The 15,473-nt window shown below is 73.3% G+C and carries 14 protein-coding genes and 1 pseudogene; 7 read left to right on the plus strand and 8 right to left on the minus strand.

The window, feature by feature from the left end:
* Positions 1-19 precede the first annotated feature (19 nt).
* A complete protein-coding gene (locus IE207_RS16040) occupies positions 20-1,225 on the minus strand; it encodes a CapA family protein (RefSeq protein ID WP_190184883.1) in 1,206 nt (401 codons plus the stop codon).
* A 347-nt stretch (positions 1,226-1,572) separates the two neighbouring features.
* Here IE207_RS16040 and IE207_RS16045 point away from each other — a divergent pair, with 347 nt between their 5' ends.
* Entirely contained in the window at positions 1,573-2,106 is a 534-nt protein-coding gene (locus IE207_RS16045; protein ID WP_190184884.1) for a sigma-70 family RNA polymerase sigma factor, read from the plus strand.
* A 208-nt stretch (positions 2,107-2,314) separates the two neighbouring features.
* Positions 2,315-2,839, plus strand: a complete 525-nt coding sequence (locus tag IE207_RS16050; RefSeq protein ID WP_373304713.1) for a hypothetical protein — start codon at positions 2,315-2,317, stop codon at positions 2,837-2,839.
* 9 nt (positions 2,840-2,848) lie between these two features.
* Here IE207_RS16050 and IE207_RS16055 read toward each other — a convergent pair whose 3' ends face one another.
* From IE207_RS16055 to IE207_RS16070, 4 genes are all read right to left on the minus strand, one after another.
* A complete protein-coding gene (locus IE207_RS16055; RefSeq protein WP_190184885.1) occupies positions 2,849-3,253 on the minus strand; it encodes a hypothetical protein in 405 nt (134 codons plus the stop codon).
* Positions 3,254-3,365: 112 nt separating this feature from the next.
* The gene (locus IE207_RS16060) at positions 3,366-4,226 is read right to left on the minus strand and encodes an Fpg/Nei family DNA glycosylase (protein WP_190184886.1); all 861 of its coding nucleotides are present in this window, start codon (positions 4,224-4,226) and stop codon (positions 3,366-3,368) included.
* 58 nt (positions 4,227-4,284) lie between these two features.
* The gene (locus IE207_RS16065; RefSeq protein ID WP_190184887.1) at positions 4,285-6,348 is read right to left on the minus strand and encodes a SpoIIE family protein phosphatase; all 2,064 of its coding nucleotides are present in this window, start codon (positions 6,346-6,348) and stop codon (positions 4,285-4,287) included.
* Positions 6,349-6,355: 7 nt separating this feature from the next.
* A complete protein-coding gene (locus tag IE207_RS16070; RefSeq protein ID WP_190184888.1) occupies positions 6,356-7,654 on the minus strand; it encodes a DUF6777 domain-containing protein in 1,299 nt (432 codons plus the stop codon).
* A gap of 169 nt (positions 7,655-7,823) precedes the next feature.
* Here IE207_RS16070 and IE207_RS16075 point away from each other — a divergent pair, with 169 nt between their 5' ends.
* The 3 genes from IE207_RS16075 to IE207_RS16085 are packed head-to-tail and all read left to right on the plus strand — an operon-like array spanning position 7,824 to position 10,716.
* Positions 7,824-8,726, plus strand: a complete 903-nt coding sequence (locus IE207_RS16075) for a YndJ family protein (RefSeq protein ID WP_190184889.1) — start codon at positions 7,824-7,826, stop codon at positions 8,724-8,726.
* Positions 8,723-9,265 (plus strand): DUF1990 domain-containing protein, encoded by a 543-nt coding sequence (locus IE207_RS16080; RefSeq protein WP_190184890.1) that lies wholly within the window; start codon positions 8,723-8,725, stop codon positions 9,263-9,265. The genes IE207_RS16075 and IE207_RS16080 overlap by 4 nt, the downstream gene beginning before the upstream one ends.
* Before the next feature lie 11 nt (positions 9,266-9,276).
* Complete coding sequence (locus IE207_RS16085; protein ID WP_190184891.1) at positions 9,277-10,716, plus strand: lipase maturation factor family protein; 1,440 nt, start codon at positions 9,277-9,279, stop codon at positions 10,714-10,716.
* On the opposite strand, the gene IE207_RS16090 is transcribed toward IE207_RS16085, so the two are convergent.
* On the minus strand, positions 10,702-11,685 hold the full coding sequence (locus IE207_RS16090; RefSeq protein WP_190184892.1) for an NAD-dependent epimerase/dehydratase family protein: 984 nt from the start codon (positions 11,683-11,685) through the stop codon (positions 10,702-10,704). The two genes, IE207_RS16085 and IE207_RS16090, sit on opposite strands and share 15 nt — an antisense overlap.
* A gap of 156 nt (positions 11,686-11,841) precedes the next feature.
* A complete protein-coding gene (locus tag IE207_RS16095; protein WP_190185143.1) occupies positions 11,842-12,015 on the minus strand; it encodes a hypothetical protein in 174 nt (57 codons plus the stop codon).
* Between the two features lie 337 nt (positions 12,016-12,352).
* On the opposite strand from IE207_RS16095, the gene IE207_RS16100 reads away from it, so the two are divergent.
* The gene (locus IE207_RS16100; protein WP_190185114.1) at positions 12,353-12,895 is read left to right on the plus strand and encodes an inositol oxygenase family protein; all 543 of its coding nucleotides are present in this window, start codon (positions 12,353-12,355) and stop codon (positions 12,893-12,895) included.
* Between the two features lie 56 nt (positions 12,896-12,951).
* Here IE207_RS16100 and IE207_RS16105 read toward each other — a convergent pair whose 3' ends face one another.
* Positions 12,952-14,433, minus strand: coding sequence for an SDR family oxidoreductase (locus IE207_RS16105; protein ID WP_190184893.1), 1,482 nt, complete (start codon positions 14,431-14,433; stop codon positions 12,952-12,954).
* Positions 14,434-14,647: 214 nt separating this feature from the next.
* On the opposite strand from IE207_RS16105, the pseudogene IE207_RS16110 reads away from it, so the two are divergent.
* Positions 14,648-15,463: pseudogene (locus IE207_RS16110) on the plus strand (DMT family transporter); the annotation flags it as partial.
* Positions 15,464-15,473: the final 10 nt, after the last annotated feature.

Here is a 15,473-nt window from a genome sequence, read left to right on the forward strand (position 1 = left end):
CCGCCGTGCGGAGCGGGCACTACTTGCCCATGGTGAGGCCGTCCTTCGCGGCTCCCCGGCTGAGGACCGCTTCACCGATGGCGTCCTGGGCGGTCTGCCAGTCGTCGTTGCCCGGGTGTTTCGCGAGGCCGTCGGGGAGGTTGACGACCCTCCAGGGGGACTCGTCGGTCATCTGCGGGATGAACTCGGCCTTGGTGACCTGCCAGCGCGCTCCGGCGGCGGCCGGCGGGGCGAAGGTGAAGCGGCCGATGGAACCGTAGTTCCCGCGGAGGTCCCGGGCGCCGGTGTAGTTGAACATCTCGCCGGCCACCTGGTCGCCCATGCCGTAGATGATCCAGGTCCCGTTGACCTTCTCGTAGGGCTGCGGGATGTGGGCGTGCGTGCCGAGGATCAGGTCGATGTCGGGGCGCCCCGCGGTCTGTGAGGCGGTCAGGGCCTTGCCGAGCGACAGCTGGGTCTCGTCGGGCTCGGTCTGCCACTCGGTGCCCCAGTGCACGCTGACGAGGACCACGTCCGCCCCCGCCTTCCGGGCGGCCCGCGCATCCGCGATGATCTTGTCCTGCTTCATCAGGTTGACGGCCCACGGCTGCCCGTCGGGCATCGGGTAGCCGTTGGTGTCGTACGTGTAGGCGAGGTGGGCCACTTTGGCGGAGCCGGCCTGGTAGCGGGTGACGGTCGCCGCTTCGGCCGCCGTCCGGGCCGAACCGGCGTGCTTGAGTCCGGCCCTGTCGAACTTGTCGAGCGTACGCCGCACGCCGTCGGCGCCGTCGTCCAGCGTGTGGTTGGAGGCGGTGGAGCAGCCTTCGTAGCCGGCGGACTTGAGTCCGTCGGCGATCTCGGGCGGGGACTTGAAGGCGGGGTAGCCGGTGAACGGGCCGCCGTCCTCGCCGTAGATGGTCTCCATGTGGCACAGGGCGAGGTCGGCGGCGGACACCACCGGCTTGACGCCGGCGAACATCGGCCGGAAGTCGTAGCCGTCGCCCTCGGAGTCTGTGGCGCCCTGCCGGATGATCGAGGTGTGCGGCAGTACGTCGCCGCTCGCGACCAGGGTGAAGCCCTTGGCCCCGCCCGCGGTGGCGGCGGAGCGGCCGGGGGAGCTCCCGGGGGCGTGGCCGCCGTTGAGCCGCGCGGGCGTGGACTTGCCCGTGCCGGAGCAGGCGGCGACCGTGGCGGACAGCAGGAGGGCCGACAGGAGGGCCGTGGCCTGGCGGGTGCGCTGGGTCATCTGTACCGGCTCTCGCTCGGGGGACGACTGGGTCCGGGGCACCTGGCCACCCAGACCCCGGATCATTAGTAGGACTACCTGATGAGCTGAATTCACAGAAGCCCATGCCGCAAGTCAAGGAGCGGCGCCGTCCCGGCGCCCCGGTTCACCCCCGCGGCCGTTCGCCGCGCCGTTCGACCGTTCACCGTGCGGCGCGGCCGCCCACCGGAGGACCGGGGTGCTTGGGCGCAACGGCCGTGCCGGACGGTTCCCGGGCGGCCCCGTGCAGGTCAGGGTGGATCCGTCGGACCCCACACGGGCGCCGGGGCGGTCCCCGGCAGACCCGGCGAACCGCGGAAGGAGCCACTGTGCCGCCCTCCTCAACCCTCCGGCGCACGGACCCCGAGGCGCTGGCCGAACTCCAGCGCGAGCACGGGCGGGCGCTGTTCGGTTTCCTGGTCGGCCTGACGGCGGGGGACGCCCAGCGGGCCGAGGACCTCGTCCAGGAGACCCTCGTACGGGTCTGGCAGCACCCGGAGGTGCTGGCCAGCGGGCACGACTCCATGCGGCCGTGGCTGTTCACGGTCGCCCGCCGCCTCGCGATCGACGCCCGCCGGGCCCGGCTCTCACGGCCGCAGGAGGTGGACCCCGACGGTCTGGAGCAGGCACCCGCGCCGCAGGACGCGGTCGCCGGTTCGGTGACCGCGATCGACGTCAGGCGGGCCGTGGGCAGCCTGGGGCCGGAGCACCGCGAGGTGCTGATGCAGGTCTACTTCCGCGACCGCTCGGTGGCCGAGGCCGCCGCGGAACTCGGCATACCGGCCGGAACCGTCAAGTCCCGTACGTACTACGCCCTGCGCGCCCTGCGCAAGGGCCTCCAGGGGTACGGACTCGGCGCCTGAGGTACCGTCAAGGCGGAGCGGGCGAACCGGGGCCACGCGTGGACAGCCGGTCCGGAGACCGCCTCGGATGGGCACGGACCGGACACAAGCCGCAACAAAACCGGTATCAGACCGGTCAAGTTGAGTAAACATCCTCCGCTCCGCGAGGCCGTCGGTGAAGGCTCGGGACCGACGGCGGGAAGCTCGACACGCGGGAGAAGGTGGAACGGTGCGGCCCGAGGGTACGAACGGCACCAGTGACGGGGGCGGTGGTGGGCTGGCGGTGCCCATGGCGTGGCTCTACGCGGAGTACATCGCCGACGAGCTGCTGCGCACGGGCCGGCTGATCCCGGTCGGCACGCTGGAGTTCCGGGCCGGCCGGGACACCCTCGCGCTGACCATCTACCTCTCTGACGCCGCCGGCGAGCTCTCCGGGATCCGGGTCGTCTCACAGCTCGACGAGTGGCTGTCGCTGACGGCCTACGGGCATCCCTGGCGCGACTGGGCGCAGACGCGTTTCCTCCAGCTCGGCGAGGAAGCCAGGGAGGACGGCCGCGAGGAGGACCCGGACCTGGAACTGGCCCGGGCGGCCTGGCGCTGGCTGGACCACACGGAGCTGTTCGCCACGAACCTCGACCCGGGCCGGCACGGCCACGCGGACACCCCGGCGGGCCTGGACGAGAACGCCCGCGTCTGGACACCGGCCTGGCAACTGGGGCTTCCGCTGGGCCACTTGGCGATGCACTTGTTCTGAGGCGGATCCTCAGGCGTCCGCGCGACGGGAACCGGGCGCCTCGGCGGGATCGGTGACGAGACCGGTGAAGTCGGCCTCGTTGCGCTCGGCCCGGGTCACGTAGCAGCGGGCGATGAGCCACATCACCGGGTACACGAGCAGGCCGAGCGCCACCCAGACCAGCGGTCCCGACGCGACCCGGGGCCCCAGGAACACCAGCGGCAGCGCGCCGACCAGCAGCGCGAGCGCGGCCAACGCCCCCAGCGCGGCCCGGAGCTGACTGCGCATCAACGCGCGGACGTAGGTGGCCCCGACGCTCGTCTGCTCGGAGATCTCCGAGCGCGCCGGCGTATGCGCGGCCACCCTCCGCCGCGCCCTCCGCGCCACGCCGGTCACCACCTCGCGCCGCCCCACCGCCTGCTGCTCCCCGGCCATGACGGGGAAGTCTAGGCCGGACGCGGTCCGCGAACCAGGAGTGCGGCCCGTGGCCCCGCTGCCCGGCAACACCGCCGAGGCGCCGGTCGCGGAGCCCCGGGGTGGTCCGAGGTCACTTGAGGAGTCGCGAGAGGCGGCGGTCCGCGAGGGGTTTGCCGCCGGTCTGGCAGGTGGGGCAGTACTCCAGCGAGGAGTCGGCGAAGGACACCGACCGGATGGTGTCCCCGCACACCGGGCACGGCTCGCCCGTGCGGCCGTGGACCCGTAGCCCGCTCTTCTTCTCGGCCTTGAGCCGCCCCGCCGCCACCCCGTGGGCCCGCTCGACGGCCGCGCGCAGGGTGTCCTGGACGGCGTCGTACAGGTGCGTCACCTGGCCCTCGTCGAAGGAGGCGGCGAGCTTGAACGGCGAGACCTTCGCGGCGTGCAGGATCTCGTCGCTGTAGGCGTTGCCGATGCCGGCGATGACGCTCTGGTCGCGGAGCACGCCCTTGATCTGCCGCCGCTCCCCCGCCAGCAGGGCGGCGAACGCGTCCCGGTCGAAGTCGTCGGCGAGCGGGTCGGGCCCGAGCCGGGCGATTCCCGGCACCTCCTGGGGGTCGCGGACCACGTACACCGCGAGCCGCTTCTGGGTGCCGGCCTCGGTGAGGTCGAAGCCCCCGCCGCCCTCCAGCGCGACGCGCAGCGCCAGCGGCCCCTTGCCGGGGCGCGGCGGCTGGGCGGGCAGGGTGTCCTGCCAGCGCAGCCAGCCGGCCCGGGCCAGGTGCGTGACGAGGTGGAGTTCGCCGATCCGCAGGGCGAGGAACTTCCCGTACCGGGTGGTGGACCCGGCAGGCTGCCCTTCGAGGGCGCTGAGCGGGGGGTCGTACGTCTTGAGCACGCTGACCGCGAGGGGGAGGACGTGCTCGACCACCCGCCCGCTCAGGTGCTCGTCGAGGAACTCCCTCAGGGCCTCGACTTCGGGCAGCTCCGGCATGCTCCCAGCCTGCCGCGACCTCGCGCGGAACGCGAGCCGTACACCGGGCCCGGCCGCCCTACGTCAGCACGAACTCGCACCACACGCACTTGCCGCTGCCCCTGGGCTCGACGCCCCACACGTCCGCGAGGCGGTCCACCAGCATCAGACCGCGGCCCGAGACGCCCGCCTCGCCCGCCTCGCGGCGTCGCGGCAGGGCGCTGGAGCGGTCCTCGACCTCCACCCGCAGCCGCCGCCGGTCGCCCGGCAGGATCCGGAGCGTCACGATCGCCGGGCCGTCCGTGTGCATGAGGGCGTTGACGATCAACTCGTCGGCGACCAGCTCGATCTCGTCGGCCCGCTCCCGCGCCCCCCACGCCCGCACCGCCGCGCCGATCATGTGCCGGGCCGCGACCAGGGCCTCCGGGTCCCCCGGGGCCACGTGCTGCTGGAGCCGGCTGCCGCCCTGCGGCGCGTCGGGTACCTGGCGGCGCAGCAGGAGCAGCGCCATGTCGTCGTCGCCGCCTCGCTCGTCGATGACGCCGCACAGCTGGTCCGCCAGCTCCTGGAGGTCCGCCGGGCCGCGGCACACCAGCTCCGTCAGGTGCCGGATCCCGTCGTCGAGGTCCGCGCCGGGCTGCTCGACCAGTCCGTCCGTGCACAGCAGAAGCGTCTCCCCCGGATCCAGTTCCAGCGTGGTGACGGCGTACTCCAGCCGGCCGAACTCCGCCGAGAGCCCCAGCGGCATCCCGCCCTCGACGGCGAGCCTGCGGCAGTCCCCGTCCCGGGTGCGCAGGAGCGGGTCGAGGTGCCCGGCCCGCACCAGTTGGAGCACTCCGGTCGCGAGGTCCGCCTCCACGTAGGTGCAGGTCGCGAAGCGGTCGGTGTCCAGCTCGTGCAGGAACACCGACGCCCGCGCCATGACGGTGGCGGGCGAGTGCCCTTCGGCGGCGTACGCGCGCAGCACGATGCGCAGCTGGCCCATCACGGCGGCCGCGTGGGTGTCGTGGCCCTGCACGTCGCCGATGACGGCCCCGACCCGGCCGCCCGGCAGGGGAATGACGTCGTACCAGTCGCCCCCGATGTCCTGGCCCATGCGTGCCGACCGGTAGCGGACCGCGATGTCCGCTCCGGGGACGGACGGGATCCTGCGCGGCAGCATCGCCTGTTGGAGGCCTTCGGCCAGGTCGTGTTCCTGCTCCAGCAGCATGGCCCGTTGCAGGCTCTGCGCGATGCTGCTGCCGAGGGCGACCAGCAGGTTCCGTTCCTCCTGCGTGAAGCCGTCCTTGTCCTGGTAGAGCAGTCCGATGGCGCCTATCGGCCGGGCCTGGGCGATCAGGGGCAGGTAGGCGGCGGCCGAGATGTCCATCGAGGAGATCTTCGCCCAGAGTCCGGGGTAGCCCTCTGCGAACTCCTTCGCGGAGTCGAGGAAGCGGGGCTGGAGCGAGCGGACGACCTCGCTCATCGGGTACTGCTCGTCGATGCGGGTGTAGCGGGTGCCGGGAACGAAACTTCCTTCCGGCCCCTCCGCCACCAGGTGGATCCGGCCGGCCTCGACCAGACCCATCACCATGCCCATCGAGCCGAGCCGCTCCAGGCCGTGCGCGTCCCCGAGTGCGTCGATGACGTCCTTGACGGTACGGGCGTGCGCGAGGGCGGCGGTGGTGCTTTCGACCACCGAGGTCTGGCGGCGGCGTTCCTCGTCAAGGCCGAGGCGCTCCGCCGAGTGGCCGAGTTCCTCGGTCGCGTCCCGCACGATGCCGATGATCCGGTACGGGCGCCCGTCGGGGTCGCGCATGACGCGGCCCTGTGTGTGGGTCCAGCGCAGGGCGCCGTCCCGGCAGCGGATGCGGAAGTAGGCGCCGTAGCTGTCCACGCCGCTCTTGAGAGCGCTGGAGACGAGGCCGTCGAGCCGGGCCGCCTCGGCGGGCGGTACGCGGTCGGCGAGGGACTCGGGGCGGCCGTCGTATTCGGTGACACCCGTGTCGAAGACTTCGAGGGCCGCCGCGTCCATGTGCATGAGACCGGTGAGCAGGTCCCAGTCAAAACTGCCCATCCGGTTCAGCGAGAGCGACCGGTCCGGGTGCGCGGGCCAGTCGTCCGGCAGCGATACGGCGGTCGGCACCGGTCCACCATGACACACCGGCCGGTCAGGCGCTCTCCATGGAGGGGGCCGGATCGTAGGGCTGCCGGGTTTCAGGCGTCAGATACGGGTCGTAGGGCTGCGGGGTGTCCGGCGGGAGGTACGGGTCGTAGGGGGCGGAGGGGACGGAGGGGTCGAATCCGTACGGGTCCGCCTGCTCCGGGGCCAGGCCGTCGGGTCCCGTCGGCAGCCCGGGGTCGAGGGGCGGCGGCACGTCCTGGGGGGCGTCTTGCGGGGCGTCTTGCGGGGCGTCTTGCGGGGCGTCTTGCGGGGCGTTCGGCGGGAGGCCGGGCGCGGCGCCGTCCGAGAGGTTCGGGGGCTGCGCGGCGGGCGGGTCGGAGCGCGGCGGGGACGGCGGCTTGGGCACCGGCAGGGACGGCTGCACCGGCCGGCTCTGGCCGCTCGGCGCCGTCGGTTCGGTGGGCCCGTCGGGGCCGGTCGGGGCGGCGGGGCCCTCGGGGGCGAGGGGACCGTTCGGGATGCTCTCCGCCGGGTCGTAGGGCGGCAGGCCCTGGGGCGTTCTGTCCTGGGCGCCGTCGTCACCGGTCTTGCGCTCCAGCCAGGTGTTGTCGGCGAGGTTCACGAGTACGAGGTGGTCCAGCTGCTGGACGGTCGGCTCGATGACGATGACCTGGTTGGCCTGGTAGCCGTTCCAGGGGTCGCCCTTGATCACCGGGTTCCCCTTGGGGGCACGCGGCGGGGAGAGGGGGTTGCCGGAGCCGCAGCGGACGCGCGGCATGCCGTGGTCGTCGACGAGGACGGCCGTCCCGGCCTGGAGCACGGACTGGAAGGCGGCGGCCCGGCCGCCCTCCTGGAAGCCGTGGCTGGTGACCCGCGTGTCGGCGCGCAGGACCACCGGGGTCAGCTGGCGCAGGAAGTCGCCGATCTTGTCCTGGGCGATGCCCGAGGCTGCGGCGAAGGCGCCCGTCTTGGCGCTGTCGGAGGTGATGAGGCTCGACTGGTGCTCCACGTCGCAGCTGCCGAGCCGCTGGATGCCGCCGTACAGGCCCGGGGTCGCGGCGTTGACGGTGCGGATGCCCTGGCCGCTCTGGTTGGGCAGCGGCGGCTGGGCGGGGGCCGATTCCCCGGTGGCGGTGGAGGTGGTGAAGGGGTCCGGTCCCGCTGAGCCGACGGGCTGGAGGTGGACCTCCTGGGTTTCCGGCCCGGGGGTGCTCGCGGGTTCCTCGGATCCGCCGCAGGCCGTGGCGAGCAGTCCGATCAGCCCGAGGGCCGTGAAGAGCGGTGTCCGGGCCGGGGTATGACGGCGCGGCGCCTGACGGTATGTCGGTGCGGGCACGTCGCTCACGAGATTCTCCCTTTTTGCCCCGATTGCTTTCTCTTGTCTGCCGCATCCGCGCCCACGGCGCAACCGGAGCGCCATTCAACTCCTTGAACATGTTCAAAGCATCGCGTAGGGTCACGATCGCGATTGAACGCGTTCAAGAACGTTCGGCGCACCGACTCCGGGAGTGGCCGTGACGGTACTCGTGAACCTGATCGTCACGCTGGGCATGCTCTACGTCGTCCCCACCGGTCTGCGCCTGATCGACCGGACCGGGTTCCGCCGCACCGCCCGGCTGTGGCCCCTGCTCGCCGCCCCCGGCGCCCTGTCCCTGTGGCTGCCGCGCGGCGCCCCCGCCGCGGTGGCGGCCGCACTCTACGCGGCGGCCACCTGGGGCCTGGCGGCCAGGGCGCCGGCCCGGCTGCTGCGCGCCCGCACGCGGACCGGGGCCCTCCTGCCCGCGCCGGCCGAGGCCGCCGTCCTCACCGCGCTCGTATCGCCCGCCGTCGCCGGCAGCGCCCTCGTCGCGGAACGCGCCGGGTACCGGCTCTTCGGCTTCGACCTCGACATCCTCGCGCTGACCGTGCCGCACTTCCACTTCGCCGGGTTCACCGCGGCGCTGGTCGCCGGCCTGGTGTGCCGGACGGCCGGAGCCGGTCCCCTGTGGCGGCCGGACGCCGGGGCCGCGGCCGGTGCCGGGACCGGCGCGCCCCTGGCCCGCTGGGCCGCGTACAGCGTTCCCGCCGGGACGTTCCTCGTCCTGATCGGCTACTTCGTCGGCGACCGGGCGGAGCTGGTGGGGGCGGTCGTACTGACCACCGGGATGTGGGCGGTGGCCCTGACCACCTGGCGCGGCATCCGGCCGGGCGCCCGCGACCGGACCACGCGCGCCCTGCTCGCCACCTCGGCCGGGGTCCTGGCGGCCACGATGCTGCTCGCCCTGTGGTGGGCGACCGGCGAGGCCACCGGACTCGTCCACCCCACCCTGACCTGGATGGCCGCGACCCACGGCCTCGGCAACGCCCTCGGTTTCGCGCTCTGCTCGCTGCTGGCCTGGCGCCGGCTCACCATGGACCGACAGGAGATGACCCGATGACCCGACTGCTCAGCACCGGCCACGACACCCTCAGCTACCCGGAACGGGGTGCGACGGAGCACCGCCCCCTGCCCGCCGGATACAACCACCTCCACCACCGGACCCGGATCGGCAGCGGCCGGGCCGTCTTCGAGGCCGCCGGGGTGGCGCTGACCACCTTCCGCGCGCACCGCGCCTCGGGCATGCGGATCCGGGCCGAGACGGGCGCCGTGCGGCCCGGTGCACGGGTGACCGTCGGGATCGGCTTCGGCCCCCTGCGCATCGACGCCCCCTGCCTGATCCTGCGGACCGCGTACGAGAGCGCCCGCGTCGGCTTCGCCTACGGGACCCTGGTGAGCCACCCCGAGTCGGGCGAGGAGTCCTTCATGGTGCTGATGGACCCCGACGGCACCGTGTGGTTCGAGGTGACCGCCTTCAGCCGCCCCGCCCGCTGGTACACCCGCCTCGCCGGCCCGGTGATCCCCTTCCTCCAGCTGGGTTACGCCCGCCTGCTCGGCCGCACCCTGCGCAAGCTGGCAGCCGGGGCCCCCGGCGCCTGATACTGGACGGGATGGACTGGTTCACGTCGCCCGGCTACTGGTTGGGCCGGCTGGTCTTCCAGCGGGCCCTCGCCGGCGTCTACCTGTGCGCCTTCACCGCCGCGGCACTCCAGTTCCGTGCCCTGATCGGTGCGCACGGCATGCTCCCCGTGCCGCGCTACGTGCGCCACGTCCCGTTCCGCCGCGCCCCGAGCCTGTTCCACTGGCGCTACTCGGACCGGCTCTTCGCCTGCTGCGCATGGGCGGGCGCGGCGGTGGCCGCGGCGCTCGCGGCGGGGGCCGGGGACGCCGTGCCGCTGGGGGCGGCGATGGCGATGTGGGCCGTGCTGTGGCTGCTCTACCTGTCGATCGTGAACGTGGGGCAGACCTGGTACTCCTTCGGCTGGGAGTCGCTGCTGCTGGAGGTGGGCTTCCTCGCCGTCTTCCTCGGCAACGCCCGGACCGGGCCGCCGGTGCTGGTGCTGTGGCTGCTGCGGTGGGTGGTGTTCCGGGTGGAGTTCGGGGCCGGGCTGATCAAGATGCGGGGCGACCCCTGCTGGCGGAAGCTGACCTGTCTCTACTTCCACCACGAGACGCAGCCGATGCCGGGCCCGCTGAGCTGGTTCTTCCACCACCTCCCGAAGCCGCTGCACCGGGTGGAGTGCGCCGCGAACCACGTGACCCAACTGGTCGTCCCCATCCTGCTGTTCACCCCGCAGCCGGTGGCCTCGTACGCCGCCGGGATCATCGTCGCGACGCAGCTCTGGCTGGTGCTGTCGGGGAACTTCGCCTGGCTGAACTGGATCACGATCGCGCCGGCGCTGTCCGCCGTCGACTTCACGGGGCTCGCCGGTCCTCCCCCGGCCGCGGCGTTCCGGCCGGCGCCGCTGTGGTACGTGGTGCTGGTGTGCGCGGCGACCGCGCTGGTGCTCGTCCTCAGTCGGCACCCGGTGGCCAACATGCTCTCCCGGCGCCAGGTGATGAACCGCTCCTTCGATTCCCTGCACCTGGTCAACACCTACGGGGCCTTCGGCACCGTGGGCCGGATCCGCGACGAGGTGGTGGTGGAGGGCACGGCCGAGCGGATGCCGCGGGAGGACGGCGACTGGCGCGAGTACGGCTTCAAGGGCAAGCCGGGCGATCCGCGGAGCCTGCCCCGCCAGTTCGCGCCCTACCACCTGCGGCTGGACTGGCTGATGTGGTTCGCGGCCCTCTCCCCCGGCTACGCGCGGGACTGGTTCGGGCCGTTCGTCGAGCGGCTGCTGGCGGGCGACCGGGACACCCTGCGGCTGCTGCGCCGCAACCCCTTCCCCGATGCGCCGCCGGTGTACGTGCGGGCGAGGCTGTACCGCTACCGGTTCACCACCTGGCGCGAGCTCCGCGCGACGGGCGCCTGGTGGCACCGCACGCTGCTGCGCGAGTACCTGCCGCCCACACGGCTCGCCGAGGCCGCCTGGTCAGAGCCCGAGTAGCGCCGCCTCCTGTTCCGGCGTGACGCCCTTCGCCGGCCGGTCGGGGCGTTGCGGGGCGATCCCGCCGAGGCTGCTCAGCCAGGCCCAGGTGTCGGCCACGGTCTCCTCGACCGGCCGGCAGTGCAGGCCCGTGGCGAGGGCTTTGGTGACGTCGCTGCCGAACATGTACTCCTGCAGTTCGCCCGGCGGGAGCCAGACCGGCAGATCGGTCCACGGCTCGATGCCGGCCTCCACGATCCTGTCCGGGTCGGTCCAACGGAGCTCCGCCCGGCCTCCGGTGACACTCACGCAGGCTTCCAGGAGACCGGCCATCGTGGTGTGCCCGGGCGGGGAGACCAGGTCGTACGCGCCGCCGTGCCCGGCCAGGGCGGCAGCCAGGGTCCACCGGGCCAGGTCGCGTACGTCGATGTACTGGATCGGAAGGTCGCACGGGCCCGGGGCCAGCATCGGCCCGCCCCGCGCGGCGCGGTTCAGCCACCAGGGCAGGCGGCCGACGTTCTCGTACGGGCCGAGGATCACCCCGGCGCGCACCAGCAGGGCGCGCCCGTCGAAGGCTTCGAGGACGGCGAGTTCACCGCCCCGCTTGTCTTCGGGGTAGGCGGTGGCCCCGGCGTCGGGCGAGCCGTCGACGAGCGGGCTGTCTTCGGCCAGGCGTGCGGGGGCGGGGTAGGCGTAGACCGAGCGGCTGGAGATGTACGCGTACCGCCCGGCCCGGTCCGCGAGCAGCCGGGCACTGTCGCGCACGGCGGTCGGCGCGCCGCTCCAGGTGTCGACGACGACGTCCCACTCCCCGTCGGCGAGGGCGGCCAGGCCGTCGGGGGCGGTGCGGTCTCCGTGCAGGGCGGAGGTTCCGGGCGGGGGCGCGTGGCGGCCCCGGTGGAAGACGGTGACGTCCCAGCCCAGGTCCACGGCCTCTTCGGTGATGGCGCGTCCGACGAATTCGGTGCCGCCCAGCATCAGCAGTCTCATGCCGGTCAGCCTGCCCGCGGGGGGTCCGGTCCGGAACCCTTGATCGCTTTCAGCGATGACGCCCAGGGCGTACGCGGTCCGGGAACCCGACGGGGACGTGCGGCGCCCCCGCAGCCGGGCCGGCGCGGGGGCGCTGTGTCACCAGGGCTGCCGGGGCTAGTCGATGCCGGGCAGGATGTGCGGCTCCGCCAGGTCGTCTTCGTAGCCCGCCAGCCGGATCGGCGCGGAGCGGGCCCACACCTCGAGGCTGCCGAGTTCGTCGGAGCGGGTCTTGCCCTGCCGCCCCGAACGTTCCAGCAGACCCTGGTCGGACTTCGTCAGTTCTGTCACCGCGCACTCCTTTGTGTCGCGTAACCCGGCGGGCGAACCCCGCGCCGGGCAGGAATAAAGGGATACCGGACGCGGTGGCGCCGTGATGGAGCGAGGGAGGGCCGTGGTGGGGCCCTGTCATGCGCTCAAGAGTACACATATGAGCGGGCCCCCGCTCGATGGAAAGGCAAAATTCACTCGAGTCCTCTTGTCTTCTCCTCTTCTTCCCGAGTTCAGGAAGTCGTGGCACGGCGCGTCGGCGGCGGATGCTCTGCTCGGCCCACAGGTGCGGTCGAGCGAAGGAGCGGTGGCGGTGACGGAGTCCGAGGTGCCGGAAGTGGACAGTGTCGAGCGACTGATGGATCGGCTGCACGCCTGCCGAGGGGCGTGGGACACGCCGGACCGTAGCGGCGACCCGGTGGACCTGCACGACCACGCGCTCCAGACGGCGGCGCTGCTGCGCCGGTCGCACCCCTGCGACAAGGAACTCCAAGTGGCCGGTCTGGTGCACGACCTGGGGCATCTCCTGGTCCCGGGGGACGACGCGGAACACGCCGGCCACGCGGCGGACGCGGTCCGGCCGCTGCTCGGCGACCGGGTGGCCCGGCTGGTACGGCTGCACGTGCCGGCCAAGCGCTATCTGGCCACCGTCGAGCCCGGGCGGGCGCTGTCCCCGCAGAGCGCGCTGACACTGGGCGAGCAGGGCGGCCTGATGGGCGCGGCGGAGGTACGGGCCTTCGAGGCCGACCCCCACGCGGCGGCCGCGGTGGTCCTGCGGCAGGCCGATGACGCCGGGAAGGTGGCCGGCCTGGACGCGGGCGTCATGGAGGACTGGCGGGCCGTCCTGGAACGGGTGGCGGCGGGGGCGTTCGCGCGTACGGCCGCCCGCCGGACCGGCTGAGACGACCGCGCCCCGGCCTCCTCAGGGGGCCGGGGCGCGCGAGTGGCTCGGACGGCCTACCAGTTGGCGGGCGCGTAGTCCTTGAGGAAGACGCCGTACAGGTCCTCGCCCGCCTCGCCGCGGACGATCGGGTCGTAGACCCGGGCCGCACCGTCCACCAGGTCCAGCGGGGCGTGGAAGCCCTCCTCGGCGAGACGGATCTTGTCCGGGTGGGGACGCTCGTCGGTGATCCAGCCGGTGTCCACGGCGGTCATCAGGATCTGGTCCTTCTGGAACATCTCCTGCGCGCTGGTCCGCGTCAGCATGTTGAGGGCGGCCTTCGCCATGTTGGTGTGCGGGTGCCCGGCGCCCTTGTAGCCGCGGCTGAACACGCCTTCCATCGCGGAGACGTTGACGACGTAGCGGCGGCCGGCCTCGGCCGCGGCCATCGCCGGACGCAGCTTGCTGATCAGGATGAAGGGCGCGGTGGAGTTGCACAGCTGCACTTCGAGGAGTTCGATCGGGTCCACCTCGGACACCGTCTGGATCCAGCTGTTGGTGTCGTGCAGGTCCGGGACCAGGCCGCCGGCGTCGATGGCGGTACCCGCCGCGATCCGCTCCAGCGAGGCGGAGCCGGAGACCAGCGCGAGTTCGGTGATGTCCTGCGCGCTGAGCTTCTCGCCCTTGCCGGTGGGCAGCGCCGCGACCCGGTCGACGGTGCCGCTGCCGAAGGTGCCGATCACCTCGGCGGAGGGCAGCTCGCCGGCCGGGAGCGGGGCGCTCTCGGCGGCGACCAGCTCGCTGTAGGCACCCGGCGACCGGCGCACGGTCTGGGCGGCGTTGTTGATCAGGATGTCGAGCGGGCCCTCGGCGGCGACCGAGTCGGCGAGCGCGACGACCTGCGCGGGGTCGCGGAGGTCGATACCGACGATCTTGAGGCGGTGCAGCCACTCGGAGCTGTCGGGCATCGCCTTGAAGCGGCGGATCGCGTCGTTGGGGAAGCGGGTCGTGATGGTGGTGTGGGCACCGTCGCGCAGCAGTCGCAGCGCGATGTACATGCCGATCTTGGCGCGGCCGCCGGTGAGCAGGGCGCGGCGGCCGCTCAGGTCGGTACGGGCGTCACGGCGGGCCCGGTTGAAGGCGGCGCAGTCCTGGCACAGCTGGTGGTAGAACGCGTCGACCTCGACGTAGCGCGTCTTGCAGACGTAGCAGGAGCGCGGGCGCTGGAGTATCCCGGCGATCGGGCCCTTGGTGGCGGCGGTCAGTGCGTTGCCCTGGGTCTCGTCGTCGATGCGCTCGGCGGAGCCGGTCGCGGTCGCCTCGGTCACGGCCTTGTCGTTGGCGGTCTTGGCGGCGCGGCGCTCCTGGCGGCGGCGCTGCTTGACCGTGCGGTACAGGCCCGCGGTGGCGCGGCGTACGGTGACGGCGTCCGGGTGGTCGACGTCGAGCTTGTCCAGCTCGTCGAGGACGCTGAGGCAGAGGGCCAGCCGGTCGGGGTCGATGCCCGGGCCGTACGCGTGGTCGTCCCCGGTCACAGGGTTGTCTTCGGTCACCGTCATGGCCGCTGCCGTTCCTTGCTCACTCGTCCGCATCCGCCTGCTGCGGAGGTCCCAAAACCGCAACTGTACGACAGGGCGCGCACCCGGCACCAAACCCGCGCACCGGCCCTTCACGGAGCGCGAGGGACCGTCACGGTACGGAGGGTCGCCCGGGGCCGGCCCGGGAGGCGGCGGGGCCAGGAATAGGCCGACCGGGTGGGGCATTGTGGACATCATGAGTGCCTTGGCGCTGTCGGTCCTGCTCTGCCTCGCGTCGGCCGTGGCGTACGCCGCGGGCGCGATCGTCCAGGAGCGGGTGGCCGACGGCTCGCCGGACCGTCTCTCCGCCCCGCTCCACCGGCCCGTCTGGTGGTTGGCGGTGGCTCTGAACGGCCTCGGCGCGGCGCTGCACGTCCTCGCGCTGGCCTACGGGCCGCTGAGCCTGGTGCAGCCGCTCGGGGCGCTGACCATCGTCTTCGCGCTCCCGATGGCGGCCGTGTTCGTGCGGCGCCGGGCGGGCGCGGCGGCCTGGCGCGGGGCACTGCTGGCGACGGCCGGTCTGGCCGGGCTGCTGGCGCTGACCGGCGGGGACCGGGACCCCGGGCGGACGTTGACGGGCGGTGAGCAGGGTCTGCTGATGATCGTGACGGGGACGGGTGTGGCGGCGCTGTTCCTGGTGGCGCGCCGGGTGCGCCGGGCGGTGCTGCGCGGTGTGCTGCTGGCGGCCGCCGCGGGCACGGCCTTCGGCATGGCGTCGGTGTTCACGAAGTCCGTGGCCGACGGCTTCTCCTTGGACGCGCCGTTCGCCCGCTGGCCCGAACTGCTCGCCATCGCCGTGCTGGCAGCCGGTGGTCTGCTGCTGTCGCAGGCGGCCTACCGGGGTGCCGGGCTGGCGGCGCCACTGGCGACCCTGACGGTGGTGGACCCGGTGGTGGCCGCGGCGGTCGGCCTGTCCTTGTTCGACGAGGGCTTCCGGTACGGGTCCGCGGGGACGGCGGCGGCGCTGGTGAGCGCCGTGGCGGCGGCGGCCGGCCTGATCCTGCTCACGACCGTGCCGCCGC

The organism is Streptomyces cirratus, assembly GCF_014650775.1.
Lineage (GTDB): Bacteria > Actinomycetota > Actinomycetes > Streptomycetales > Streptomycetaceae > Streptomyces > Streptomyces cirratus.